This window comes from Microbulbifer maximicatervae (SeqCode), from assembly GCF_052467065.1.
In genome coordinates, this window is sequence record NZ_CP174299.1 from 397501 (window position 1) to 423664 (window position 26164).

The window sequence follows — 26164 nt, forward strand, 5'->3', positions numbered from 1 at the left end:
TAACCGGATGGCGGTGCACAAAAGGCTAAAAACTAACCTTCACACTCTTCAGTATTGACCAGTCGAACAAAATCTCAACAGGTTGCATGCTACGTCGAGCCACTGAATTGCAATTGGTTGTTTTTTCCGCCTGCAGGCCGGCTATAAAATCTCGTTACCTTTCTTTGTCTGAAAGCTCAAATTCGCTATGCAGCGCCCGAACAGCCAACTCTAAATAACGCTCGTCAATAATCACTGAGATCTTAATTTCAGAAGTAGTGATCATTTGGATATTGATATTGTCTTCACCCAGGGCACTAAACATACGACTTGCCACATTTGCATGTGAACGCATACCTACGCCAACAATAGAAACCTTGGCGATCTTGTCGTCTGTGATCACCTCTCGCGCACCAAGTTCCGCAGAAACTCGCTCTAAAACATCACGAGCCTTACCTAAATCATTGCGGTGAACAGTGAAGGTGAAATCAGTCGTGCCATCGACAGCACTGATATTTTGAACAATAACGTCGACTTCGATATTTTCAGCGCCGACCGGTGCCAGGATTCGGCATGCAACCCCAGGGGTATCCGGCACTCCACGAATTGTCAGTTTTGCTTCATCGCGATTAAACGCGATACCGGATACAACTGGCTGTTCCATATCGTTATCTTCCTCATCCAGGCTAATCAGGGTTCCGTTACCCTCTTCAAAAGTTGAGAGTACGCGCAGGGGAACCTTGTATTTACCGGCGAACTCTACGGCGCGGATCTGCAGAACCTTGGAGCCAAGACTGGCCATTTCCAACATTTCTTCAAATGTGATTCGATCGAGTCTGCGTGCACTGTCGACCACTCGAGGGTCAGTGGTATAGACCCCGTCCACGTCGGTATAAATCTGGCACTCGGTAGCATCTAACGCCGCAGCTAACGCCACACCCGTCGTGTCAGACCCGCCGCGCCCAAGTGTGGTGATATTGCCGTCGTCATCCACCCCCTGAAAACCAGCCACAACTATGACTTTGCCTTCATCGAGATCGGTGCGCATTCGCTCCACATCGATACTTTGAATGCGAGCTTTGGTATGAGCATTATCCGTAAGAATTTTTACCTGCCCACCCGTGTAGGAACAGGCGTCATAACCACGCTTCTTCAGAGCCATGCTCAAAAGGGCAATTGTGACCTGCTCTCCTGTGGAAACCAGAACATCCAATTCTCTGGGATCTGGTTTTTCCTGGATTTGATAAGCGAGATCAATCAGGCGATTAGTTTCACCACTCATGGCAGACAAAACGACAACCATGTCATGTCCCTGAGCGCGAAACGCGGCGACTTTATCGGCCACAGCTTCAATTCGCTCAATTGAGCCAACTGAAGTCCCGCCATACTTCTGCACGAACAAACTCATAACTTACTGTGTTTCCTTAGCTCCACAATAAGTACGCTTCCTGCCCAACTCGTGCAGGCGCGCACTTAATCACCAAACCTCTGCGAAATCAACTCAACTACGAATTCAGACCACGAATTTGACAAAACTTAACTAGTTTAAGGATTGCTCAATCCAATTTGGCACTTCTTTCAGCATATTAGGGAGCGCGGACACATCGGTTCCACCACCCTGGGCCATGTCTTTTCGACCGCCACCCTTGCCGCCCAGTTTCCCGGCAGCAAAGCGCATAAGGTCACCCGCAGAAAGACGATCTGTCAGGTCTTGGGTCACTGCGGCAACCAAAGCCACCTTTTCGTCTCCCGGAGCCGCCAGCAGCACCACGCCACTGCCCAGCTTATTCTTCATTTGATCCGCCAGATCTCTCAGTGATTTGGGGTCAGCTCCATCAATAGAGGTTGCCAGCAACTTAAAGCCCGCCAACTCAATGGCCTGAGCGGAAAGGTCTCCGCCAGCACCACTGGCCAACTTGGTTTTTAACTGGGCAATCTCTTTTTCCAGTTTTCGATTGTTAAGCAGCAACTGTTCAACTTTGTCAGCCAAGGAGTCCGGACGCGCCTTAAGCAGAGTCGCTACATGCTCCAGACGCTGCTGCGCCTGATCAAACAAAGACATTGCGTGAGCGCCAGTAACCGCTTCGATTCGGCGCTGGCCGGAAGCAATACCGCTTTCCCCAACAATGCGAATCAAACCAATATCACCGGTGCGCTTCACGTGAGTACCGCCACACAACTCAACGGAAAAAGCCTTGTCATCGGTTTTGCCCATGGAAAGTACACGCACAGTATCGCCGTACTTTTCGCCAAACAGAGCCATAGCGCCCATCGCTTTTGCAGACTCAATATCGGTTTCGTGAGTTTCAACTGGGGTATTTGCGCGAATTTGACTATTAACCAGGAATTCAATCGCGTGCAGCTGCTTTGCCGTTACAGCTTCGGGGTGGGAGAAGTCAAAGCGCAGGCGCTCCGAGTCCACCAGGGAGCCCTTCTGGGTGACATGCTCGCCCAGCACTTTGCGCAAGGCGGCATGTAATAGATGGGTTGCAGAGTGATTCAGGGCGGTGGATTGACGAACATCTGCAGATACGACTGCCTCAAGGGTTTCGCCCACAGCGATGCCCCCCTTCAACACCTTACCAGTATGCAAATGGTGCGCGCTCTGCTTGGTGCAATCACGCACTTCAAAGCGGGCATCACCGGAACTCAAATAGCCACTATCACCTACTTGACCACCGGACTCTGCGTAGAAGGGGGTCCTATCCAGAACAATTGCACCCTCTTCACCGTCTTCCAGGCGCTCAACCTGCTCACCACCTTTGACGATGGCCAACACTTTGCCTGTTGCCTCGGTCGCGTTGTAACCGAGAAACTCTGTAGCCCCTTCCAGTTCGAGGACGTCGGTATAGTCCTGTTTAAATTTACCGGCAGCGCGAGCTCTCTGGCGCTGGGCTTCCATAGCAGCTTCATACCCATCCATATCCAGGGATAGATCGCGCTCACGGGCAATATCCTGGGTTAAGTCTGTCGGGAAGCCGTAAGTATCATGCAGAGTAAATACCAACTCACCGGGGATCTCACTGCTTTCGAGGGAAGCCAGGGCATCCTCTAGCAGCGCCATTCCCTTATCCAGAGTCTTCGCAAACTGCTCTTCCTCTTTGCGCAGCGCATTCTCAATCAGCTGCTGCTTTTCACGCAGCTCCGGGTATGCGTCACCCATCTGCTCGGCAAGCGCTTCTACCAGCTTGTAGAAGAAGATATCTTTGTGCCCAAGTTTGTGGCCATGGCGCACTGCGCGGCGAATAATGCGGCGAAGTACAAATCCACGGCCTTCGTTGGAAGGCATTACGCCATCGGCAATCAGGAATGAACAAGAGCGAATATGGTCGGCGATCACTCGCAGGGATTTCTCTTCCAGGTCGCTGCAGCCAACCACTTCTCCCGCCGCTTTCAGCAGCGCTTGGAACAAGTCAATTTCATAATTGGAGTGTACTCCCTGCATTACGGCGGCAATACGCTCCAGCCCCATGCCGGTATCCACTGAGGGCTTGGGCAGTGGGTGCAGTTCACCATCAGCGGTGCGCTCATACTGCATAAATACCAGGTTCCAGATCTCGATATAGCGATCGAGGTCGTCATTATCGGAACCGGGAGGGCCGCCGGGCACATCGGCACCGTGATCGTAGAAAATCTCAGAACTTGGACCGCAGGGACCAGTGTCACCCATCTGCCAGAAGTTATCCTCGTCGAGACGGGAGAAGCGCTCGGCACTCACTCCCATTTCCTTCAGCCAAATATCAGCGGCTTCATCATCGCTGATATGTACGGTTACCCAGAGACGCTCTTCCGGCAAGTTCAATACTTTGGTCAGGAACTCCCAGGCAAAGCGAATCGCTTCGCGCTTGAAGTAGTCGCCGAAGCTAAAGTTACCGAGCATTTCAAAAAACGTGTGGTGCCGTGCGGTGTAACCGACATTTTCAAGGTCGTTATGCTTGCCTCCTGCACGTACACAGCGCTGTGAACTGGTGGCGCGATTGTAGGAACGCTTTTCCTGCCCCAGGAAGGTGTCCTTAAACTGCACCATGCCGGCATTGGTGAATAACAGCGTCGGGTCATTGCCCGGAACCAGGGAGCTGGAGGGCACAATGGCATGGCCCTGCTCAGCAAAATAATTCAGAAAGGCGTCGCGAATCTGTGCGCTTTTCATCCGGCGTAATTCCACTTCGTTAGTTGAGTTTTATTTGATTGGCGTCAGTGACACGGTGTCACTTCTGTTCCACTACTGTGCCAGCCCCTGTTCGGGCATTCTTTTTTGGGCAAGCAGGTGAACATGCAGGTGAAAAACGGTTTGACCTGCGCTTCGACCGTTATTAACTACCAGTCGATAGCCCTCGAGCCCCAGCTTGCGCCCCAGTTCTGCCGCCAGCCACATAAGGTGGCCGAGCAGGGATTTATCTTCAGCCTGAGCAGCGGATAAATTCACTAGGGGTTTGCGTGGGATAATGAGGAGATGGGTCGGCGCTTGTGGCGCGCGATCCTCAATAACGACACATTGGTCGTCCTCGTAGATCATCTCAGCAGGGATATCTCCCGAGATAATTTGACTGAAAACGCTGGGTTCACCCATTGGTTTACTTTTCCAGCTTTTCCTCGGCTGTCAGCTGCCGCGCTTCAGATTCCAGCATTACCGGTATACCGTCCCGCACCGGATAGGCTAGACCGCTGGCCTTGCAGACCAACTCCTGAGTGTCCTCCCGGTATTCAAGCGGCGCTTTACTCACCGGACATACCAACAGGCTCAGCAACTTTTTATCCATGTTCCACCCCACTATTTTCCCTCGGTAATACTTCCGAGGGGCAAAAATGACCGCGTATCATACAATGCTTCATACGCTTTTACACGGTATTCGCCATAGCTTCTGCTGCGCCACCTGTTAGCTTTGCGCTTTTTTACCCTTATATGACAGAAGCAGTCTCTACTGAAACAGAATTGAGATGGCTAAGTAGCAGCTCCCGAGCTAAACGTCCCTCCTCTATTTCATTAAATACCTCGTGGTAAGACCTTGAGAAACAGTGCAACTGCTTGTTTTTTGACCCCACCTGACCAAACCACTTGCGACTGAGTTCCACATCGACAATATGGTCTGATTCCGGCAATAACAGAAGGCAAGGCATGGATATCCCATCCAACCGGCCAGATAAAAACTCCCGCTCCTGCAAAAAAGTCTTAAACCAGCGCAGAGAGATACTGTGATGTACAAGTTCATCACTGACATACTGCTTGACCACATCTGGACTACGAGATATCCACTGACTATTTATCTGGCTGGAAAGAGCCAACCCCGGAAGCCAGCGAGCCAAAAATAGCGCGAGCCATAGCAGAAGGCCTTTCGGCTCACTTTTACCGCGAAAACCCGGTGCGGAAAGATTTAAACTGTCGACAGATTTATATCGAATAGCACAGCCACAAGCGATAACAGCTCCCATACTGTGGCCAAGAAGGTGCATCCCAAGTCCGGGGTTTCCACTTTTTACCAAAGAGATAAATTCATTTAGATCCTCACTATAAAGTGCAAAATCCTCAATATCCCCGCGCTTCCCATCCGACAATCCATGGCCATAATGATCTAGGGCATAGACACTGTACCCTGCTCGATTGAGATCTTCTGCCAGCTCAATGTAACGCCCACTGTGCTCTCCCAACCCGTGGGATATAACCACCACACCCACAGCTTCTTCTACCCACCAGCGCCGGTAATACAGCGTCACTCCCCTGGTGACAAACTCCATTGCAATCTCCTTATTGATTATTATTTTGCTAGCTATTTGCTATTCCAGGGTTTCGCGGTACCTGCCCAGCATGGCCAAATGATTCATACGGGACCGTTTAAGTAGCGCTTCCTGGGCTGCTTCAACATTCTCCGGGCGCCCTTGCCAAGCAGCGAGTGCTGGCTCTTGAAGTGCGCGCCCATAGGAAAAGCTCAGCTGCCAGGGGCCACCACCTTGCTGATTCATTGCATTAAGATTGGCTGTGGCCTCTTCTGCCCCCTGCCCCCCGGAAAGAAAGTTAATTCCCGGCACTGCTGCGGGGACCGTTCGCCGCAAGCTGCGCAGGGTATATTCGGCCACCTGCTCAGGATCAGCCGTTTCCGCCTCCGCACCAGGGGTTACCATACTGGGCTTGAGCAACATCAGTTCCAGTATTACCCCGTGCTGGTGGAGAGCGTGGAACACAGAGTGCCAAACCCGCTCATTTACCGCCGCACTGCGCTCTATATCGTGCTCACCGTCCATCAGAACCTCTGGCTCGACAATAGGAACCACCCCTTCGGCCTGGCATACCGCTGCATAGCGGGCCAACATCTCAGCATTTGCGGTAAGCCCCAGGCCCGTGGGGTTGTGATGGCCTATAGGATAGATTTCACGCCACTTGGCGAAGCGAGCTCCTTGCTTTTTATATTGCTGCAATCGCTCAGATAATCCGTCCAGCCCGTAGGTGATCATATCCCCAGGCGCTCCAGGCAGAGGGCCCTTGCCCTTATCCACCTTAATGCCCGGCACTATCCCCTGTGACGCAGCGACTTGGGGCAAGGGCTGGCCCTCAGTATCTTTTTGCCCCAGAGTTTCCTCGAACAAAATAACGCCACTGATACATTCACCCAACCCCTTACAGGACAGCAGCGCAGCACGGTAGTCGCGCCGGTTTTTCTCAGTGGAATCCACTCCAATCGTGGCAAAGCGCTTGGCAATAGTGCCGCCACTCTCATCGGCAGCCAGGATGCCTCTTTGACCATCGACCAAAGTTGCTACAGTTTCCTCCAGCATATCGATATGTGACATCTCTACCCCTCCCTTAGGTTATTACGCTAAGAGGATAGGCGGTCCAGCCTAAAAAGCTTTACAGGCTTTTACCGCCCTCCGCCAACCAGTCAACAACTGCTCCCTCTCCGCCTGAGTCATTGCCGGCATAAAGTCCCGTTCAATTTCCTGCAAACACTCCGGTAATTCCTTTGGTCGCCAGGTTCCACTTCCAATACCAGCCAGCAACGCAGCACCAATAGCTGTGGACTCAATCTGCCGGGGCCGTTCAACACGCAAAGAGGAAACATCCGCCTGGAATTGCATTAGGAAATTATTCGCGCAAGCACCCCCATCCACACGCATATGGGTAATCGGCAAGCCCAAGGCCTGCTCCATCAAACGAGCCAGCTCATCACTCTGGTAAGCTATAGATTCCAAAGTGGCACGCACCACCTCAGCTCGACCAGCCCCCCGACTCAAGCCGCAAATAGTCCCCCGTGCCGATGGGTCCCAGTGCGGCGCACCCAGTCCACTAAATGCAGGCACAAGATAAACGCCGCGGGTATGAGGAATACTCTGGGCGATGATTTCGGTATCCACCGCCTGCTGGATCATTCCCATCTCGTCCCGCAGCCACTGTATAGCGGAGCCCGCTGTGAAAACTGAACCCTCTACGGCATAGGCCGGATTACCCTGGGCATTACAGGCCACTGTAGCCAGCAACCCCTGGGGTAGCTCCGGGCGATCCTCGCCGGCAAAAGCCAGCATAAAGCAACCAGTTCCGTAGGTGTTTTTTATACTACCGGGCTCGGTACAACCCTGGCCAAACAGTGCTGCCTGCTGATCCCCGGCAACACCACAAATCGGAGCCGATGTGCCGAGAAAAGCGTGGGGGTCTGTATCGGTAAAGTGGCCAGCCGACGGTAAAATTCTGGGGAGAATAGATTCCGGGCACTGGAAAAAATTCAGCAGCTCACTATCCCAGGCTTTATCTTTTATGTTGTACAGGAGGGTACGGCTGGCATTGGTGTGATCGGTGAGATGGGCTTTGCCACCGCTCATTTTCCAGATCAACCAGCTATCTACGGTGCCGAAACACAAGTCGCCATTTTGAGCTCGGGTTAGTAGATCCGGGTTGCGGCGGAACAGCCAGGTCAACTTGCTCGCGGAAAAGTAGGCATCCAGCAATAGGCCACTGCGCTCTCGCAACCAATCAGATCTGCCGAGTTCCCCCAACTCCCGGCATACCTCTGCCGAGCGCCGGCACTGCCACACAATCGCAGGAAAAACCGGCTCGCCGGTATACCTATCCCAGACGATCGTGGTCTCGCGCTGGTTGGTAATTCCCACTGCGGTGATATCCGACGCGCGAACACCAGCGCGCTGGAGTGCTGCGGCACAAACCCGGAGAGTTACCGACCAAATCTCTTCCGCATCCTGCTCAACCCAGCCAGGCTGGGGATAACGATTGGGAATTTCCGAGTAACTGCGACCAATCAGGTGGCCTTTACTATCGAAGATAAAGGCCGTGGTACCAGTGGTGCCCTGGTCAATAGACAGGATCATAGGGTTCTCGCGCTTATTCTTTTAGTCTCTTTCTGTACCTGAAAAATGGCCGAAACCTATCGACCAGTCATTCAGGTAGTAGTCAGAGTATAAGCCCGATCAATTGCCGTCCAGCGCCCAGCTAATCGCATCTGTGGGGAAGCCCCGGTAAGCCAGGTATCGCTGGCGCCGCGCTCGCTCCTTCATCCACTGATCCCGTGGAAGCTCTGCGCTCATAGGGGCCCGGTATTTTCTCTGAAGCATTTCCGCAGCTAACTCAAACCAATCCACTTCCAACTGGTCCAGCGCCTGGGCAATTAGTTCACCGCGCACGCCACGCTGCTGTAGCTCCTGGCGAATACGCATCGGCCCCTGACCGCGCTGGACACGGGAGCAGGCAAAAACTTCGGCAAAGCGTTGATCGGATTGATAGTTGAGTTCGTGTAGTCGCTCAAAAAGCGTGTCGAAATCGGCGCTGGGGAATTTTGCCGCGAGCTTTTGCCTCAATTCATGGCGGGAGTGCTCGCGGCGGGTCAACAGCTCAAGCGCCGCGCTGAAAAGCGCTTGAGCTGGATCAACGGAAAAATCCGCTTTTGAGTACGGCATTTACTCTTCCGGTAATTCCGCAGCCTCTTCAGGGGTCGCAGGCACTAAATCACCGAGCAGCTGCGCACGCAACTGGCCTTCAATCTCGTTGCGAATATCGGGGTTATCGCGCAGGAACTTGGTAGCGTTCGCCTTGCCCTGGCCAATTTTGTCACCCTTGTAGCTGTACCAGGCTCCGGCTTTATCCACCAGCCCCATTTTCACGCCGTAATCGACGACCTCACCAATCATGTTAATGCCTTCGCCATACATGATCTGGAACTCGGTCTGCTTAAACGGAGGAGCGACCTTGTTCTTAACCACCTTCACTCGGGTTTCGTTACCCACCACCTCATCGCCATCTTTAACGGAACCGATACGACGGATATCCAAACGCACAGAAGAGTAGAACTTGAGGGCATTACCACCAGTAGTGGTTTCAGGGCTGCCGAACATAACACCGATCTTCATGCGAATCTGGTTAATGAAGATCGCCAGGGTGTTGGTGTTCTTGATATTACCAGTGAGCTTACGCAGAGCCTGGGACATCAAACGAGCCTGCAAGCCCACGTGGGAATCACCCATCTCACCTTCGATCTCAGCGCGCGGGGTCAGGGCCGCAACGGAGTCTACTACCAGCACATCAACGGCACCGGAGCGCACTAGCATATCGGCAACTTCCAGCGCCTGCTCACCGGTATCCGGCTGGGATACGATCAGCTCATCGACGTTAACACCCAGTTTTTCAGCGTAGATAGGGTCGAGGGCGTGCTCTGCATCCACGAAAGCACAAGTGCCACCCTTGCGCTGGGCCTCGGCAATCACCTGCAAGGTGAGGGTGGTCTTACCGGAAGATTCTGGTCCATAGATTTCAACGATACGGCCACGCGGCAAGCCGCCTATACCCAGGGCCACATCCAAGCCGAGGGAGCCGGTGGAGATCGCAGGAATACGCTCGCGCTCCTTGTCTCCCATACGCATCACAGTGCCTTTACCGAACTGACGTTCAATCTGAGATAGCGCCGCCTTTAATGCCTTGTCTTTATTGGAATCCATGACCATTCCCGTATTTCTGAGCTGAATTGAGTGGTGGCAAGCTTAACGAAGGATTACTGTATAGGCAACCAGTAATTCCATATACTGAGTACCAGCTTCAGACTGAGTGAGCCTCACTTCAAAAAGAAGTCTGAAGCCGGGGCAAACGAACAAAGATTGACCCAGCGGACAAGTTCAAACCGGGTGCTCACGAACAATCCTTAACATTCCCTTCATCGCCTCAACGACCGTCTGCGATTGCACCTCTGCCCGGTTACCACTGAACAGAAAACACTTCGCATCAATCTGCACTGGCTCTTGCCCCTCCGCATGGGCCCAGGCAATCCAAACCGTACCTACCGGCTTCTCGGCAGTGCCACCATCAGGCCCCGCGATACCACTGACCGCAACGGCGAGATTGGCATCCATCATCGCCAGAACCCCACAAGCCATCTGCCGGGCGACCGGTTCACTCACTGCCCCAAACTGCTTGAGATCATCGTTGTCGACACCCAGAACACCGTTCTTGATGCGATTCGCATAGCTCACGATCGATCCATCAAACCAATTCGAAGCACCTGCTATAGAGGTAATAGCCGCCGCAATCGCACCACCGGTGCAAGATTCTGCCGACGTCACACGCCAATCTCTCTTTTCCAGCTCCCCGCCCAACTCTCCGGCAAGCTCAGTTATCTCTCTGTATTCCACCGTTTCTTCCTATTCAACCGCTCCAGGGCCACAACCGAATATTACAGCACAGAAGCGGGCTCTTATTCTGGGTGCCGACCTGCGGCAATCTTGCAAATTCCATTCTAAGTAAGCTGCCCCATACCGAATATACAACCGCCCCTCAGTGGTGAAGCCGCAACCCCTTTAAAAACTCAATCCACGCCGGCTGCACACCGGCGCCGACACCAAAAGATAAACCTCACGCTGTCGAAGCGCTCGCAAGCGGCGGCAGCACTCTAGAAAATAAAACTACCTATGGGAGCCAAATTGCCAATTCTAATTTCCGCCGCCGGCCCACCTTCAAATTAGAATTTAAATTTTAAAAGGGGTCTTAAATCAGCAAATAATTTCAAGCGGGCAACCCAATAAGCAACAACAAATTTAAAAATAAAAACGTAAACAATGTAAAAACACATTAATACGCACTGGCTGATTCTAATTTTAAAGCAGAAAAATTTTGTATATGCGATAAGCTGGACCAGTCTCACGATAAAGGGCCCGGGCTTTCCCTATGCAACAATCGGCTTTTTGTTAGTCTGTTACTGCTGTACTGAATATATAAATATCACAATAAAAAAGCAGATAAATCCCCAAGCCCAACAAGCATTAATCATCGTGGCAGATCACCGCCATTATAAAAATACAATGAAGTTGGCACCCCCATAGATAATTAAAGAAAGACAAAATCATGAATTTAAAAAAATCAGCGATCGCGGCTGCTATTGTAGGCGCCTGTGTGTCCTCACTTGCCAATTCAAAAACTTTGGTCTGGGAAGATAATTTCGACGGCGACAGTATTGATAAGTCCGTTTGGACTTACGATGTGGGCAACTCAGGCTGGGGTAACAATGAGCTTCAAACCTACACCGATGATAGCGCCAATGCCTATGTTGAAGATGGCAACCTTATTATTCAAGCACTGCAAAACGACGACGGCAGTTTTACTTCCGCCCGCCTGAAATCCCTGGGTCGTATGACTTATAAATATGGCACCATTGAAGCCCGCATTAAATTACCTGACCTGGATGCCGGATTGTGGCCTGCCTTCTGGCAGCTGGGTGGCGACTACGGCCAAGTGGGCTGGCCCGCTTGCGGCGAACTGGATATTCTCGAGGCGGGCATGGCCGACGCTCTCAGTGCCGGCACGGTCAACTCAGAAGTTTCCGGCGCTTTCCATTGGTGGCATGAATCCGATGACTACACCGGCCAGGCGGACTACGGTCAATCGAAAAACCTTGTTGATGACTTTGGCTCCAGCACTGACCTCACTGAGGACTACCATATTTTCGGTATGACCTGGACACCGGACAGCATCGTCATGTGGGTCGACGACGAAGCCAATGAAATTATTAGCATCGGCAGTGAAGACCCCGCATTTGACGAGTTCCGTCAACACCACTTCCTGATCCTGAACTTAGCGGTAGGTGGCGTCTTCCCAGAGATTTACGCTAACAGTGAAATCACCGCACCGATGCCCGCCAAAATGTATGTGGACTATGTTCGCATCTACGATAACGACGACAGCAGCTACAGCACAGAAATCTCCCTGGCAGAAGACACTGCCAAAACAGGTGATATCGGCGTATTTTCCGAGGGCAGTAACCTCTCCGAATCCCTGGAGCTCGGCACCGATACCGAGCTGTATGTCTGGAACCAGAACAGCATGTCAGCTACTGTCAGCGCCGAAGCTGCCGAGGGTGATGAAGCCCTCGAGTTTGATATTACCGCTGGTGAATGGTTCGGTATGGGTTTCTGGATGCATTATGACCTAAACCTAATGAACTACGAAAACGGTCATCTCAATTTCAAAATGAAAACCACCAGCAGCCAAACTATCGGTATTGGTATTTCCAGTACTGGTGGCGGAGATGCCTGGGTAGACCTGGTGGATGGTGATGGTACCTACGGCCTGGAGCGCGATGGCGAATGGCATCAGGTAAGTATCCCCCTGAGTAAATTGGGAGTGGACTTCAACACTATCAGTCAGGCATTTATGATTCGAGGTGATGCCGCCTCTGAAGATTTTGTCCTATCCATTGACGATATCTACTTTAGCGAAAGTGTGGAAAAAACAGCCCCAACCGGTGTCTTTTCTCTCTACACCGAAACTACAGAGGCCAATTCAACTTTCATACTGGGAACTGATGGCAACCTGTATATTTGGGGCGATACCCTGCTGGAGGCCACTCAAACCCCATTCGAAGGTGAAGAATCCCTCTCCTATTACTCCTCCGGGGCCGGCTGGTTTGGAATGGCATTTACTGCCGACAGCTACTACGATCTATCCGCCTTCGATAATGATACTGCAACGCTGAATTTCGCCCTGAAAACCAGCTCAGAAACCACCTTTAAGATTGGCATGAAGAGCGGTAGCGTCAGCGATATTGGCCAGCAGTGGATTGAATTTTCCAGCGGCTCCGATCCTTATGAATTCGCGCGGGATGGCGAGTGGCATCAGGTATCAATCCCCGTTTCTGATTTCAGTAATGAAGTAGATATGTCAAATGTTATCCAACTATTTGAGCTACTGGGCGTTGATGGAGATATCAGCGATATTGAAATTGACGATATCTATTTCTCCGGCGGAAGCTCAGACAGCGATAGTAATGACAACTGTCGTCCACACTCCCACAAGTGCCGCCCTCATCATAAAAGGCACAAGCATCGCCATGGGAACTGCATCCCGCCTGCACGATGCGCACAGGGACCCCGTAGACATTAAAAAACAAGGGCGCCGCTAAATAGCAGCGCCCTTTTCTTTTTTACGCCACCCAATTTTTTCACCAGCATCAAAACCCGCCCTGTCTGCCGTCAGATATTATCTTTTAAAGATATGATCCTGTGTGAGGGAAAGCGCAACAACAATAAATCCAGATTAAATTTGCTTGCACTTTTGCCCAACACAGAAAGACCAAAAACAGAATTCCCGCACAAAACACTTGCAAACAAAAACACAAAAAGGAATTTATTTTCTTGTAAAAAAATTACAAGAAAATAATTTTTCAAGTGTATGCGATAAGCAGGACTACAACTGCGATAAGGGGTCCAGATTCGCTTTCCTGTGGAACAATCGTTTTGCTAGGCTTTGCCCGTGACCAGCGCCTGTTTTTCGCGTGAATTTTAGGCAATTACAATTTAAGTAATCTGCATTCATTAAATCCACAAGTAACATTTGACTGAGTCACACCATTCCTATCAGGCATTTTATTCTTATAAATAATTAACAACGAAAGAAAATTATGATTATTAAAAAATCAGCGATAGCCGCAGCTATTGTCGGCACCTTTGTGTCCTCAATAGCCAATGCAAAAACTTTGGTCTGGGAAGATAATTTTGACGGAGACACTATCGACACCTCCGTCTGGACCTACGATGTTGGCAACTCCGGCTGGGGTAACAACGAGTTACAAAATTATACCGATGACAGCGACAACGCTTATGTCGAAGACGGCAACCTGATTATTCAGGCCGTACAGGAAAGTGACGGCAGTTTTACTTCTGCTCGCCTAAAGTCTCTCGGGCGTCTGTCCTACAAATACGGAACCATTGAAGCTCGAATTAAATTGCCGGATTTGGATGCGGGACTATGGCCAGCATTCTGGCAACTGGGCAGCGACTACGGTCAAGCCGGCTGGCCAGCCTGTGGCGAACTGGATATTCTCGAAGCGGGTATGGCCGAGGCGCTAGAAGCCGGCGTCGTAAATTCTGAAATTTCCGGAGCCTTCCACTGGTGGCACGAGTCCGACGACTACACCGGGCAAGCAGATTATGGTGTATCGCAAAACCTGGTTGAGGACTTCGGTTCCAGCTCCGACCTCACTGAGGATTACCATATCTTCGGCATGACCTGGACGCCCGATAGCATCGTTATGTGGGTGGACGACGAATCCAACCAAATCGCAGCTTTGACGGATACCAGTGATTCCGCATTCGATGAATTTCGCCAGCATAACTTTTTAATTCTCAACCTGGCAGTAGGCGGCATCTTCCCGCAGATCTATGACAACAGCGAGATCACTGCCCCAATGCCCGCAAAGATGTATGTTGACTACGTACGTATCTACGACAACGATGACAGCAGCTACAGTACCGAGCTCTCCCTGGCTACCGATACTGCAAAAAGCGGCAATCTGGGCGTGTTCGGGGACAGCAGCGATATTTCCGAATCCCTGACGTTTGGAACTGATATCGAGCTCTACGTCTGGAACAATATGGAAAGCCAATCCAGCGTCGATGAGAGTGATGCCCTGGAGTTCCAAATCGATACCGGCGAATGGTATGGCATGGGTGTATGGATGCACTACGACCTGAATTTGATGAACTATCAAAATGGTCACCTAAACTTCCGCATGAAAACCACTAGCGAAGAGACAATCGGCATCGGTATCAACAGTACCAGCGGTAGTGATTCCTGGGTGGACCTGAGCGTAGAAGGCGATACTTTTGGCCTGGAACGGGATGGGCAATGGCACGAGGTGAGTATCCCCCTGAGCAAATTTGGGGTGGACTACAACACCATTAGCCAGGCATTTATGGTACGCGGCGATGGACCGTCAGAAGCCTTCACCCTGTCCATTGACGATATATACTTTAGTGAGAGCGTCGAAAAAAACACACCAAGCGGCACCTTCTCCCTATACAGTGAAAACACCGAAGCCGACTCCAGTTTCGAACTGGGCACTGATGGCAATCTGTATATCTGGGGCGAAACCCTGATCGAAACTTCTCCTTCTCCCTACGAAGGTTCTGAATCCCTGTCCTACACCTCCGCAGGTGCTGGCTGGTTTGGTATGGCTTTCACTGCTGACTATTACTACGACATGTCAGCCTTCGACAACGATACCGCCACGCTCAATTTTGCTTTGAAAAGCAGCTCCACCACGACCTTTAAGATCGGCATGAAGAGCGGCAGCATTGACGATGTAGAACAAAAGTGGATTGACTTTGCCAATGGCGCCGACCCCTACGGTTTCGCACGGGATGGCCAGTGGCACCAGATCTCTATCCCCGTAAGCGACTTCAGTGACGAAGTAGACATGTCTAACGTAGTTCAACTATTCGAGCTTCTAGGCGTAGATGGAGAAATCAGCGATATCGAGATCGACAATATCTACTTCTCTGGCGGTACTGGCGGCAACGATGACTCCGGTGACGATTCCGATAGTGGAGGCGACGAGGACGACGGCGAAGGCTCTGGCGATAGCGGTGAAGCTGGCAGCCAGGACCTGATTGCACAGGCTACCGTCACCGCCAGCAACGAAATCCAGCCCATCGCAAATGCAGTTGATGATAACAGCAGCACCCGCTGGGAAAGCGCCCATGGCGGTGACTCAGTATGGGTGCTACTGGACCTGGGTGAGGCAGAAGCTCTGAACACCCTGACAATCGACTGGGAAACCGCCAACGCTGCGACCTATACGGTACAAGGCAGTAACGACACTATTTCCTGGACCACACTGGCCAGCTTTAGTGGCGGCAGCGCCGGAGAGAGAACCGATGAGCACTCCCTGAGTGGAAGCTATCGATATGTGCGCCTGTACTTCACTGAGCGCAGCACAAGCTATGGCTACTCCATCTGGGAGCTGGGCTTAACTGGTGGCGACGGTCAGGCTTCAAGTATCTCTGCAACCTCTGAACTGCAAAGTGCTGAACTGGCAATCGACGGAGATAGCAATACCCGCTGGGAGAGCGCCCACGGTGTAGACAATGTCAGCCTGACTTATGACTTGGGCTCTGTACAGTCCATTGGCACCCTCAATATCGACTGGGAAACTGCCAATGCGGCTGCCTACACTCTGCTCGGCAGTACCGATGGTAGCAACTGGACAACTGTTGAGTCATTTTCTGGAATGGGAACCGGTGAACGCACCGACGCAATCACCGTAGAGGGAAACTACCGTTACCTGAAGATTGACTGCACCGAACGCAATACCGTGTACGGCTACTCCATTTGGGAAATTAGCACTTACTAATAGCAGCTGGTAGTAGCAACTCGGGCAGCACTTTTACAGTGCTGCCCTACCTATAAACTGCCACCGAAAGAACTAAAATTCCAAAGCTAGAGGTACTACACACCTTTTCACAGTAATTCTTTCTAATTCAAAGCCAACCTGAAAATAATAACCTTCCCAAGGCTAACGGTAGACCATCGCCAGAATCGAGCGCCCCTGCTTCACGTAACCGCGGAATAAATCCCCAACAGGGCCACTTAACTCATTCACTTCAACCCTCTCAAACCCCAAAGAGGAGTAAAAAGGCTCTAGGTGGTCGTAGGGAAATGTATAGGTGTCACTATCAAAACGTTCAGCAAGGAGCATCAACAGCTGCCTTGCAACACCCTGCCCTTGATGATCTGGTGCAACAGCAACTCCGGCCAGGAGCTTAAAGGTCTCATAGCGCCGCAAATAACCGCAGGCAATCACCTCCCCCCGTTCGCCGCGTACTATCCCGCAGTCCTCATGGCGTTTGGCTTTGCCACGAAATCCATACATGCGATAAAATTTGTTCGCTAGCGGAATCTCTATATCTGCCAGCCACTGAACACTATTAGAAGGCTGCGTTTTCGCCATAAACCTGCCCCTGTACCCCTGAAGTAGAAAAATGCCCAGAGAGACCTGTAGCACCTGCCTGCGCCCGCCCAATGTCTGCTACTGCAGTGCGTTGGTGAGCCTGGCTAATACCATAAAAGTGGTGATCATACAGCACCCACATGAAGAGAAGCACCCGTTCAATACCGGGCGTATGGCGAACCTGTGTTTAAATAACAGTGAAATGCTTATTTCTGAAACTCTTCCTAATCAACAGTTGGAAAGGCTACTCGATACACCCAGCGCTCTACTCTATCCGTCACTATCATGGCTACCCCAAACACCCCGATTAGCTGAAGGGAATAATATCCCTAGCCACCAGAATCAGCTGGAAAAGATTGAACAGCTAATTGTTATTGATGCGACTTGGAAAAAATCTAAAAAGATTCTTCACCTGAATCCCAAGCTACAACAGCTTCCAAGAGTCAATCTCAGTGGGGACTTGAAATCCAACTACGCTATTCGGAAAACCACCGTTGCGGATGGTCTGTCAACCATTGAAAGTATTGCCTTGGCTATGGCTCAACTTGAAGATAAAAATGAGTATTCCAAGCTTCTGAAACCATTTGAAAAGATGATTAGCCTGCAACAGCAGAGCTATTCAGTAGAGCCAGCTTAGGGCGTTTGATAATCACAGTCAGTGAGGCCTCAAGTAGAGAACCTAAACAATCGCACCATCAGGAAATACCAAATTAGAAATTCCCTGATAAGTCAGCACACACATAAAAATTGATAAGGCATACCGAATAATCGAACGATATCGTTCTTCATCAATCTTCGATTGAAGCTTAAATCCGATAATTAGTCCAAAATATGCAAATACGGTAATTGCAGATAGCGACATCAACTCCAAATCATCAAAACTCAAGTAAACTGAAAGCACAGAAAGCTGTATCAGCTTACCAATCAAGAAACAAATATTGGAAATAAGGATTACCTCCTTTGAAGACTTGGCAACTTCCAATAAGTAAATCATCAGTAGAGGCGCAATCGCATTAGTCGCGCCGCCAATCACCCCCGCCAAGCCGCCCATAATGACAGGAAAAAGTACTGGCCGACTGGAGAATTTGGACAGATAACCCCTTAAACGATTGGAAAACAGGTAAATTAAGATTGATACCGCCAGTAGCAACTTGAGAATATCCGGATTTGCCCAGGTTAACAGCCATGTTCCGGTAAGGCTTCCAAGAGACACCAATAATATTACTAAACTATATTTAGAAAAATTAGTCCTATAATCTCGGCACTTATAAAGACTGGATATAATTACAAAAAGCGACGGCAAGATGGTTAACACCACTGCCGTTTTCAAATCATAAGCAAGTGCCAGAATAGGCGTCGCAAGCATTGGGAAACCAAACCCCAATGCTCCGTGAGCCATACCTGCTATCAAAATAAGCAACAACCCAACTATAATTGTCTCTATGACCACCCGTTAAGCAACCCTCGATATAGCAGGCATATTAAAACGTATTCGTTTAAGGTGCCTTTTCCTATCCTTTATTCCAGTTCTTGCGTGAAGGTATCGTCGATTATCCAACAACAATATCTGATTATTATTCAACCTAACCTTAAACATATTATGTGGCAACGATATTTTTAGCTCCAGCTCACGTAAAGCATCAAGCTCATCTGAAGAGCAATACTCACGCTCGATAATATCATACCTGTATCTGAAACCATGGCTCTCATCAATTAAGGATGCCTCTATAAACTCAGACGACTTGCGAAACTCTTCAGGAACACGCAGTTTAAACTTACTACTTGAAAGCACCTGGAAAGTTTTATCGGAGAGGCTCTCGATTATCCTGTCGGCACAGACAAGAATATTTTCTCCACCTCCATGCATATCAGCGTGCACAACGAAGAGACCAAAGTAGCCAGGCATCTCCGATTCAAAAGCACCGTCATTGTGCAAGAAGAATTCTCTATCACTATGAGATATAGCCAATGCCTCATCGCCTGTCTCACCACCAATCCTCACATCCCAAACCGTTCGCCCCATAGAATCATGCTCATGTACCAACCCAATGGTATTGACAATATCCTCCATCACTTCAGCAGAATCATCAGAAAATTTTAGATGGATAAGCGCAATCCCCTTTTTAAACAAGGCTATCTTATAACTTTCATACTCTATGTCCGAACAGGACCCAAGTTCAAAGCAGCAGTAACTTGGGACTCTAAGTGGCATGGCATGCGATGAAAAATAGAGTGACGACATTTTCAGCTCCCTTGATGAACAATTCCTTTACGATTCCCACAATATGAACTTCTACCCACAAGATAAAAGGAGCAATCTTTATGCCAAATATCACACATGTACCAAACTCATACGCCTCCAACTTTAGTCCCTGATGGCGTTTAAAGCTCTTTTACATCGAAATAGTAAGTGTCCCCGTGGAAACTCTCTGAATCGCCTATCACAAAGTAACCCAGGCCCCCTAATAAGCCCCCTGTTTTTTTCACAAAACAGCAACAATCCCCGGTTCAGGCCAAGATAACCTACCTCCAAACAGATAAAATTTATCGTAGTACGGAAAAACCACAGTGAAATATCTTTACCATTTAATAAAATCACAACAAATCCCCCTTAAAAAAGAAAAGAAAGCGTCGCAAGATAAGAGCCAGTATCGGAGATAAGCATGCCCTATTAATTCTCCAATTAGGTGGAATAATAAAAAGTCAGGCGCTAACAATAAAATATATAAAGCGAACTAAGGTCCCAGTTATAAGGACCAATTCTGCTTTCGAGCCAAGCCGAGGGGAAAAGTATGGAAGATTTAAAGACACGGGAGCCATTTAAATGCCGTTACCAAACAGCTCCCAAGGAAATATCTAAACAAACCCTCCCCGATGGCAGCCATATAAAGTTGAGCGCCACAACTAAAGTACTCGTCAATTATTCAGAGACACGCAGACGCATACGTCTATTAAATGGGGAGGCCCAAATAAGTATTTGTAAAGAGGTAACCTGGCCATTTATAGTAGAATCACGACAAGCATTGATCCGTACACATAAAGCCACTTTCAATATTGACCAGCGATATGGAGTAACAGAAGTCACTGTTCTCGAAGGGAATATCACTGTCAGCCCGATAAAACAAAATAAAAATCGCGCCGAAATAAAGAAAGGGGAGATGCTCAAAGTAACTGAGCACAACACCGGTGCAATCAAAGATTTTGAGGTTTCCAGCTATAAGGATTGGGGAAGTGGATTTACAAAGGCTGATAACATCAGATTAACAGAACTCCTAATATCGCTAAATCGCTTTACAAATACCCCACTTGTGACGAGAGACCAGAACACTAGTAGACTACTTGTTAGTGGAGTTTATGACCTGAATCATATAGAAGATACCGTCCTCTGTCTGAGCAAATTTTATAACCTGAAAGTCACAAAAGAAGAGTCTCACACAGTGCTAGAGTTGCTTCCAGAATAATAACCTAGCTTGTTAAATACCAACAAAAGTGGTCCTGTGTACCTAACAATAAAGATAAAACAGTACTTTTCTGTAATTCTACCAGCAAATACGGTCAATCTTAGGGGCTCAGTATTACTAAAAATACGTAATTTGCTAGCCTAGTACCCTCAGCTGGCAAGGGGTACCAGGAATTCTCTTTCTGGTCCAGAGACTCCGAACCTTGCCAGCTTTTTTTATCACTTTCACTCAAAGTAAGTGACAGTAGAGCCAAAGAAAAGGCTGTAAATCCTACTCAACCGTGTCCTTATCTTCTTGCCTCAAATAACCAGCCGCATTTTCATCCTGAGCTAATTGTCCCTGTTCTGTCATTGGCAGAGCGCGACTTTGCTGATTAATAGCATGAATATTCGAAGTGTTTTCCAAGTCTCTGCTGCTTGTAATGGAGGCAATAGACTCTCTATCTTTCAAGAAACTAATTACGTCATCCCTGATTTCAGATAAGTCGCGTTCAGACTTGTGCATTTCAAGTATATGCCTTGGATACTCCAAGTTTCTCATGCCAGATGCGGCAAATGTACTTGAGACAACCCTGGTTACTATCACCCAAGGCGTAATCGAGCTTCTGACTAGTACATTTTCAGAACGAGTACTGTCGTGTATTCCAGTGCCCGTTGAGATCTTAGATTCAGTGAATGTCCCTTCGCATTTAAAATACACCAATAGTGATTCAAACTGCATCTCAGCAAAGAAGATATGTGCCGCATTGACCAACAAGCGAGCAAATGTATTAAGAATAAATCCTATCAATAGCAGGTGAATTAGCGTCATACAGAGAGCGCCGCCTGCTGAAATATACTGTTCTAGCAGAGCTAAGCGGCCAGCTTCCTCATCTAAGGCGCCAAACTCCTGTTTAATGGCTGTAAGAGATTCCGGCTGAAAGAAGTGAATAACATCAATCAAAGAGTATGCCAGCCAAATAGCTAGCGCAGTAACAACGATATAGAGCCCATTACCTGCGAAAAGACTAATATCGCGAATCAGCTTGAATTTATCACCCAAATTAACAGGACGAACGGTAGGTTGTACTTCCTGTATCATTTCCCCATTGAATGAACCTTTACCATCCACTTGCTCTTCAAGTTTAGGGTCAAGCTCTCTGTAAATACGATTGGGCACTTCCTTATAACGACGATTTGCCATCACAAGGTTATCCAAGTTTATAAAGATTTCCTTCGGGTGAACCGATTCCTGCCAGTTATCCCTTAATTCAGAAACCTCAGTGACCGGGTTTGCAATTTCGCTTCTAAAGCGCAGCATATAGACAACAGCGAAACTACAAGCAGCGCCTACAAATATAACCCCAAGAATATACAAGAACGGGCTAAAGCTCGGTAAAGCCTCAGTCAATACACTGGACACACTGATTATTTCATCTAGGGAAGTAGTACCTTCTCCCTTAAAAGCCTCAACGCCTAAGCTTAACCCCAATCCCAGTAACAGGGGCACCACAATCGAAAATAATATCGTTTTTGCAATACTTCCCCCCGTAAGACTCGCTACACTTTTCTGGGCTTCCCGCGAAATACCTTTACTCGCAGAGTGCCATACAATCAATGTATAAAGTAAAGCGATGGCAGAGTACATCGGGAATAGCTTTTCCCCCATATCACCAGCAAAACCACTGAGACAAATAAAAGCGACAATGACATAAGAGAGCAAGACAGTTAACGTACTTACCCATGCGCCAAACTGTGCCTGAGCCATATTTCGAATGGGGTATGGCATATAAAGCAATTTAGGGAAGATACTGTGTAATACCCGAGCCAAAAAGCCCTTAGGCTCTAGAAAGGTTGGATTCTTACGGCCAACTAACATCTCTTCTAAGCCGGAAGCGGTATAAGCCACTTCATTTTTCTCTTCTGATGCCGTACTCGTTTCAGATTTAGAATGGTTAAAAGCTAATGATACCGGATGATTTCGACCAACAAAGAAGCGCAATAAGGCCAAAATGCCGCCTGATAGAGCCCTGATACCGCCGACCAGCAGGATTGCCCCCATTACGACAAGCACCCAACCACTTACGGGGTCCGACTTTACTTGGCCAGCAGCGGTAAACAGCAAGGTTAGGGCAACAAGAAACTGAACTCCCCCCCTAATTGCGGTAACCCGGCCTTCTTTCTTAAAAGGGTTCTTCAGGCCCAAATCAATCGAGCCGTAATCAAACGCCATAGAGTATCCCCTTAGTACTGGTACTTATGCCTAAAGCCTTAATCTGCTAAAAGAAGATGTACTTCTCAACTCAACGCAGCTTAAGGCTTTCCTGACTATTTTTCACTCACTTTCTATAAAGATACTTGCTATGCACTAGTAAGCTAATTGCAGCCCTCTATGTATTGCATGAATTTCTGTATAATTGGATATTCTTGAAGGCTTGGATAAGGAGTTGTAGGCTGCTCACATATGGCCTGTACAACGCCTAGCCGATAAGTTACCTATACCTGTTCCCAGGCCAGGACATAGAATCGAGTTAATTCTCTCCGGGGAGTTTGATCGATTAAATAGCTGCACAGAGTTTAAGATTGCTCGAAAAGCATAATATGCATTTAGCGTACTGGAAACATCTTCCGGCACGCGCATAGTTGGAGCTGATATTAAATATGGCCAATTTTCATGAGAGGTAGGTACTAATACAGCTGATCCTATCGGGAGTTCTCCATGAAAGTCAGATTCAATCCGCTCTTCCACCCGATCCTCTACTTGAAAACCGAGCCTATCCTTAACTGACAGATCCAACCCTCCATCCACAATTCCGAAGCTATTGAGAGGGCTAACCATAGCATCAGCTGACTCGGAAAAAATCACCCTCGAAAACGCCTACAATTTCAACATCTTCAAATACTTGAATCCAAGCTTTCACAAGCTGCTTGGATTTATCAAAAAAATAGATTTTTTTCTGGCAGAATAGGTATCTCGACCTTCAAAAGAAAAGAAACTTGTAGCAATATATAATCAACAGTATCTACAAATTCACAATTCTCTCACCTGATAATCAACTGTAAAATCCTTTACCCATGTAATTCCGGAGCCACTCATAACTTCATTCCCAAGCTCTATATCGGCAATAAATAGACCCTGGGGGATTAAACCATTTCGAACTGCGTAATTCAGTAATTCCAAACCAGGAATAGTGGCAATCATGGAAGGTTGCTTGGCCCTAAATGATACATACACCCAATTATTATCATTTACTCCCGACATATCCTTCCAATTCTTATGGTACCAAACCTCCCATACTGAATCATTAATTGATACCTCACTATGTTTTATCCCTGCAGGATTGAAATGTCCGTCAGTAAAATATGTCCAGATCATAATTTCAGCAGCTATTACTGAACGATTTGGTTCACGCCCCCTATAAGCTTCAGAAATTAACCACATCGTCGTAGCCGTATTATAATCTCCACTCGACTTACTTTCTGTATGATGTGAAATATCAAGATTCGCCAGACTGGATATCTTTAAGGGGAATGCATCATCAAACTTAGGCTCCGGCGCCCAGGGGGAAGATCCTATTTTTATTTGTGGCTGGGAGTAAATTACCCGTCGATCCAAAGGCCAAGACCATGACCAACCAAATTGTAACTCCCCCTCTACCAGTCGCTTCTCCAAGCATTGGAACCAAGGGTCATCTTCTGCAGCATATTTATTCCAAACGTTATTAGTCACGATACCCAGCTTGGTAGGTACATTGTGAAAGTCTTCACAGCTGATAGTTGTAGTTTCTGGCTTTACCCATCCCGAACCATTACTAACTTTAGTAGCACAAGAAGCAGTCAAAATAATAAAAAAATACAATAAAAATCTCAAAACTTCACTTCCCAGTAATTTACAAAATAGCATTTTAACTCTTAAACTACTCAATTCTTTATTATTGGTAAAAAATAAGATATTTATCTTCCAATATTAGCTCCAACATTCATATTTGCGGCAACTGGTACATAACATATATTGCCCAGCTGCAATAGAGGAAAACAATATACGTTTATATATTTATTCTTGCCTAACTCTAATTTTGAAAACCCGTTCCACTCATGGATAAATTGAGCCGTATCTTCGGCGGCCACCGAAGGCCTTGTATGCCAAATTTCGCTGCTGAGCCGGCTTATAAAGATCGTAAACAAGTATGAATGTGACAGACACTCACTAGGCATAACCCGAATAGAAAAGCACAGAAGGTGGCAACCGCCCCCGCCATCGATAATAACCCGATCTTGAAACTTTTAAACACCGACACATCAAGCTAACCGGGAATGCCCCTAAATGCTCTTGTATCAGTGCGTACTTTACTCTTGGTGGTTCGCAAAGTACGCAGCAACCTTTTCAAGAAACTCAACCTCTTGTCGAGCTTCATGCAGCTCCTTCTTGCGCTTGCGAACTTCAGCGCGTTCCTGTTTGGAATAGTCGACACCGTCTCAACTATTGAACTGCTTATCAGACAGTCGATTAAATTGACGACGCCAGTTGTAGATCTGCTGTGCGCTGACGCCTAGCTCTCACGCCACAGAAGCCGTTATTGCTCCAGGCTTTTCCGCTCCCTTAACTGCTTCTCTGCGGAACTCCTCCGTATACGCCTGAGTTCTTTTCTTACCCATGATACACCTCCGTGTTAGGCCTAAACCTAACTATACAGGGTGTCTACTAAACGTGGGTAAGTCTTAAACTTAACGTCGCAATCAGGCGCGGCTTTCTTTGTGTGCTTTTTGCACGAAAATGAGAGTATAGCGACTGTGCAAAAAGTGCATAAAGTAAGACGTCGGCTGCATTGCCTAGTTAGGCCGGCAGACTATATGCGAAGTGTATGCGCCTCGATTACTTTGCGAATAGCCTCTCCGTCATTTAGCACAGCTTTATAAATCCATTTGTAAAAATACTCGGAGTTCTTAGAGATGATCTCTGTTGCTCTTTCATCTCCTATATTTTGACGCAACCCATCATACTCTAAGTAGCATACTATCAAGTGCAAATAGGTAGAGTACTCATCTCTTGCTCCGTCTGGACGCTTTTTAGGAACATTTGGATATATTTTCTTCAAGTCTTCAATGGCCGCACTTACTTGTGTTTTGTTTTTTTCTTCAAACCAATGAATTTGCTCATGCAAAAAGCTAGCAAGAAAGGATTCATCACTTCCGATGCGCTTAACATTGAAAGTTAAAACGGGGTGACTTGAAGGGCGAATTGCGTTTTCATCAACTACAACTCGGCTGGTAAAAATCCATTTCTCCAGATCATACGTGTCTAAAATTCTCTCTATCTGCGCCTTCCTTAGCCCCTCTCTTTCTGTTGCATTTTTGAGTAAAATATCAATGTCTTCGCTACTTGCTTCAGCATTTCCATAAAACAAAGAAAGCAAGATATAAATGACCTTCTTCACCTCAGTATCTCCTTATGTGGCCTAACGCCGCAATCAGCCGCATTTAAAGCGGAGCGGCTTTTGCGTATAAAATGTGAGCACGTCGAGCATACACAAAAGGTGCA

At 48.2% G+C, this 26164-nt stretch carries 21 protein-coding genes; 4 read left to right on the forward strand and 17 right to left on the reverse strand.

Translation table 11 applies throughout. The annotated features are described in order from the left end of the window. Positions 1 to 154: 154 nt before the first annotated feature. From ACJJI1_RS01840 to ACJJI1_RS01885, 10 genes are all read right to left on the reverse strand, one after another. Positions 155 to 1387 carry an aspartate kinase gene (locus tag ACJJI1_RS01840; protein WP_413662880.1) on the reverse strand — a complete coding sequence of 411 codons (1233 nt, stop codon included), beginning with the start codon at positions 1385 to 1387 and terminating at the stop codon, positions 155 to 157. Between the two features lie 132 nt (positions 1388 to 1519). Continuing rightward, on the reverse strand, positions 1520 to 4129 hold the full coding sequence (alaS, locus tag ACJJI1_RS01845; protein WP_444958373.1) for an alanine--tRNA ligase: 2610 nt from the start codon (positions 4127 to 4129) through the stop codon (positions 1520 to 1522). Positions 4130 to 4201: 72 nt separating this feature from the next. Next, a complete protein-coding gene (locus ACJJI1_RS01850) occupies positions 4202 to 4549 on the reverse strand; it encodes a histidine triad nucleotide-binding protein (RefSeq protein ID WP_413662882.1) in 348 nt (115 codons plus the stop codon). A 4-nt stretch (positions 4550 to 4553) separates the two neighbouring features. Next, a complete protein-coding gene (locus ACJJI1_RS01855) occupies positions 4554 to 4739 on the reverse strand; it encodes a Trm112 family protein (protein WP_108734085.1) in 186 nt (61 codons plus the stop codon). A 139-nt stretch (positions 4740 to 4878) separates the two neighbouring features. After that, complete coding sequence (locus tag ACJJI1_RS01860; RefSeq protein ID WP_444917871.1) at positions 4879 to 5712, reverse strand: alpha/beta hydrolase; 834 nt, start codon at positions 5710 to 5712, stop codon at positions 4879 to 4881. A gap of 39 nt (positions 5713 to 5751) precedes the next feature. Continuing rightward, a complete protein-coding gene (locus tag ACJJI1_RS01865; protein WP_444958374.1) occupies positions 5752 to 6762 on the reverse strand; it encodes a class I fructose-bisphosphate aldolase in 1011 nt (336 codons plus the stop codon). Positions 6763 to 6810: 48 nt separating this feature from the next. Beyond that, a complete protein-coding gene (glpK, locus tag ACJJI1_RS01870) occupies positions 6811 to 8289 on the reverse strand; it encodes a glycerol kinase GlpK (RefSeq protein WP_444958375.1) in 1479 nt (492 codons plus the stop codon). Positions 8290 to 8388: 99 nt separating this feature from the next. Beyond that, on the reverse strand, positions 8389 to 8874 hold the full coding sequence (locus tag ACJJI1_RS01875) for a regulatory protein RecX (RefSeq protein WP_444958376.1): 486 nt from the start codon (positions 8872 to 8874) through the stop codon (positions 8389 to 8391). Continuing rightward, complete coding sequence (recA, locus tag ACJJI1_RS01880) at positions 8875 to 9909, reverse strand: recombinase RecA (RefSeq protein ID WP_282933754.1); 1035 nt, start codon at positions 9907 to 9909, stop codon at positions 8875 to 8877. A gap of 174 nt (positions 9910 to 10083) precedes the next feature. Then, positions 10084 to 10596: a CinA family protein gene (locus ACJJI1_RS01885; protein WP_444911309.1), complete on the reverse strand. Its 513-nt coding sequence runs from the start codon at positions 10594 to 10596 to the stop codon at positions 10084 to 10086. Between the two features lie 709 nt (positions 10597 to 11305). Here ACJJI1_RS01885 and ACJJI1_RS01890 point away from each other — a divergent pair. Continuing rightward, complete coding sequence (locus tag ACJJI1_RS01890; protein ID WP_444958377.1) at positions 11306 to 13339, forward strand: glycoside hydrolase family 16 protein; 2034 nt, start codon at positions 11306 to 11308, stop codon at positions 13337 to 13339. Between the two features lie 517 nt (positions 13340 to 13856). Then, the gene (locus ACJJI1_RS01895; RefSeq protein WP_444958378.1) at positions 13857 to 16589 is read left to right on the forward strand and encodes a discoidin domain-containing protein; all 2733 of its coding nucleotides are present in this window, start codon (positions 13857 to 13859) and stop codon (positions 16587 to 16589) included. Between the two features lie 162 nt (positions 16590 to 16751). Here the strand turns inward: ACJJI1_RS01895 and ACJJI1_RS01900 are convergent, their stop codons facing one another. After that, positions 16752 to 17186: a GNAT family N-acetyltransferase gene (locus tag ACJJI1_RS01900; protein ID WP_444958379.1), complete on the reverse strand. Its 435-nt coding sequence runs from the start codon at positions 17184 to 17186 to the stop codon at positions 16752 to 16754. 31 nt (positions 17187 to 17217) lie between these two features. On the opposite strand from ACJJI1_RS01900, the gene ACJJI1_RS01905 reads away from it, so the two are divergent. Next, positions 17218 to 17823: a tRNA-uridine aminocarboxypropyltransferase gene (locus ACJJI1_RS01905; protein ID WP_444958380.1), complete on the forward strand. Its 606-nt coding sequence runs from the start codon at positions 17218 to 17220 to the stop codon at positions 17821 to 17823. A gap of 42 nt (positions 17824 to 17865) precedes the next feature. Here the strand turns inward: ACJJI1_RS01905 and ACJJI1_RS01910 are convergent, their stop codons facing one another. Then, a complete protein-coding gene (locus ACJJI1_RS01910; RefSeq protein ID WP_444958381.1) occupies positions 17866 to 18636 on the reverse strand; it encodes a sulfite exporter TauE/SafE family protein in 771 nt (256 codons plus the stop codon). A 3-nt stretch (positions 18637 to 18639) separates the two neighbouring features. Continuing rightward, the gene (locus ACJJI1_RS01915) at positions 18640 to 19428 is read right to left on the reverse strand and encodes a TauD/TfdA family dioxygenase (RefSeq protein ID WP_282933761.1); all 789 of its coding nucleotides are present in this window, start codon (positions 19426 to 19428) and stop codon (positions 18640 to 18642) included. A gap of 550 nt (positions 19429 to 19978) precedes the next feature. On the opposite strand from ACJJI1_RS01915, the gene ACJJI1_RS01920 reads away from it, so the two are divergent. Next, positions 19979 to 20647, forward strand: a complete 669-nt coding sequence (locus tag ACJJI1_RS01920) for a FecR family protein (protein ID WP_444958382.1) — start codon at positions 19979 to 19981, stop codon at positions 20645 to 20647. A 270-nt stretch (positions 20648 to 20917) separates the two neighbouring features. On the opposite strand, the gene ACJJI1_RS01925 is transcribed toward ACJJI1_RS01920, so the two are convergent. The 4 genes from ACJJI1_RS01925 to ACJJI1_RS01940 all read right to left on the reverse strand — a co-directional run bounded on the left by ACJJI1_RS01925 (position 20918) and on the right by ACJJI1_RS01940 (position 26060). Further along, positions 20918 to 22858 (reverse strand): hypothetical protein, encoded by a 1941-nt coding sequence (locus ACJJI1_RS01925; RefSeq protein WP_444933892.1) that lies wholly within the window; start codon positions 22856 to 22858, stop codon positions 20918 to 20920. A gap of 225 nt (positions 22859 to 23083) precedes the next feature. After that, positions 23084 to 23464: a macro domain-containing protein gene (locus tag ACJJI1_RS01930; protein ID WP_444959355.1), complete on the reverse strand. Its 381-nt coding sequence runs from the start codon at positions 23462 to 23464 to the stop codon at positions 23084 to 23086. 192 nt (positions 23465 to 23656) lie between these two features. Next, on the reverse strand, positions 23657 to 24496 hold the full coding sequence (locus ACJJI1_RS01935) for a GH12 family glycosyl hydrolase domain-containing protein (RefSeq protein ID WP_444958383.1): 840 nt from the start codon (positions 24494 to 24496) through the stop codon (positions 23657 to 23659). 976 nt (positions 24497 to 25472) lie between these two features. Further along, the gene (locus ACJJI1_RS01940; RefSeq protein WP_444958384.1) at positions 25473 to 26060 is read right to left on the reverse strand and encodes a hypothetical protein; all 588 of its coding nucleotides are present in this window, start codon (positions 26058 to 26060) and stop codon (positions 25473 to 25475) included. Positions 26061 to 26164: the final 104 nt, after the last annotated feature.

Coding starts and splice junctions, on each gene's coding strand:
- ACJJI1_RS01840 (WP_413662880.1), bottom strand. CDS start 1,387: ATGAGTTTGTTCGTGCAGAAGTATGGCGGGACTTCAGTTGGCTCAATT.
- alaS (WP_444958373.1), bottom strand. CDS start 4,129: ATGAAAAGCGCACAGATTCGCGACGCCTTTCTGAATTATTTTGCTGAG.
- ACJJI1_RS01850 (WP_413662882.1), bottom strand. CDS start 4,549: ATGGGTGAACCCAGCGTTTTCAGTCAAATTATCTCGGGAGATATCCCT.
- ACJJI1_RS01855 (WP_108734085.1), bottom strand. CDS start 4,739: ATGGATAAAAAGTTGCTGAGCCTGTTGGTATGTCCGGTGAGTAAAGCG.
- ACJJI1_RS01860 (WP_444917871.1), bottom strand. CDS start 5,712: ATGGAGTTTGTCACCAGGGGAGTGACGCTGTATTACCGGCGCTGGTGG.
- ACJJI1_RS01865 (WP_444958374.1), bottom strand. CDS start 6,762: ATGTCACATATCGATATGCTGGAGGAAACTGTAGCAACTTTGGTCGAT.
- glpK (WP_444958375.1), bottom strand. CDS start 8,289: ATGATCCTGTCTATTGACCAGGGCACCACTGGTACCACGGCCTTTATC.
- ACJJI1_RS01875 (WP_444958376.1), bottom strand. CDS start 8,874: ATGCCGTACTCAAAAGCGGATTTTTCCGTTGATCCAGCTCAAGCGCTT.
- recA (WP_282933754.1), bottom strand. CDS start 9,909: ATGGATTCCAATAAAGACAAGGCATTAAAGGCGGCGCTATCTCAGATT.
- ACJJI1_RS01890 (WP_444958377.1), top strand. CDS start 11,306: ATGAATTTAAAAAAATCAGCGATCGCGGCTGCTATTGTAGGCGCCTGT.
- ACJJI1_RS01895 (WP_444958378.1), top strand. CDS start 13,857: ATGATTATTAAAAAATCAGCGATAGCCGCAGCTATTGTCGGCACCTTT.
- ACJJI1_RS01900 (WP_444958379.1), bottom strand. CDS start 17,186: ATGGCGAAAACGCAGCCTTCTAATAGTGTTCAGTGGCTGGCAGATATA.
- ACJJI1_RS01905 (WP_444958380.1), top strand. CDS start 17,218: ATGCCCAGAGAGACCTGTAGCACCTGCCTGCGCCCGCCCAATGTCTGC.
- ACJJI1_RS01915 (WP_282933761.1), bottom strand. CDS start 19,428: ATGTCGTCACTCTATTTTTCATCGCATGCCATGCCACTTAGAGTCCCA.
- ACJJI1_RS01920 (WP_444958382.1), top strand. CDS start 19,979: ATGGAAGATTTAAAGACACGGGAGCCATTTAAATGCCGTTACCAAACA.
- ACJJI1_RS01925 (WP_444933892.1), bottom strand. CDS start 22,858: ATGGCGTTTGATTACGGCTCGATTGATTTGGGCCTGAAGAACCCTTTT.
- ACJJI1_RS01930 (WP_444959355.1), bottom strand. CDS start 23,464: ATGGTTAGCCCTCTCAATAGCTTCGGAATTGTGGATGGAGGGTTGGAT.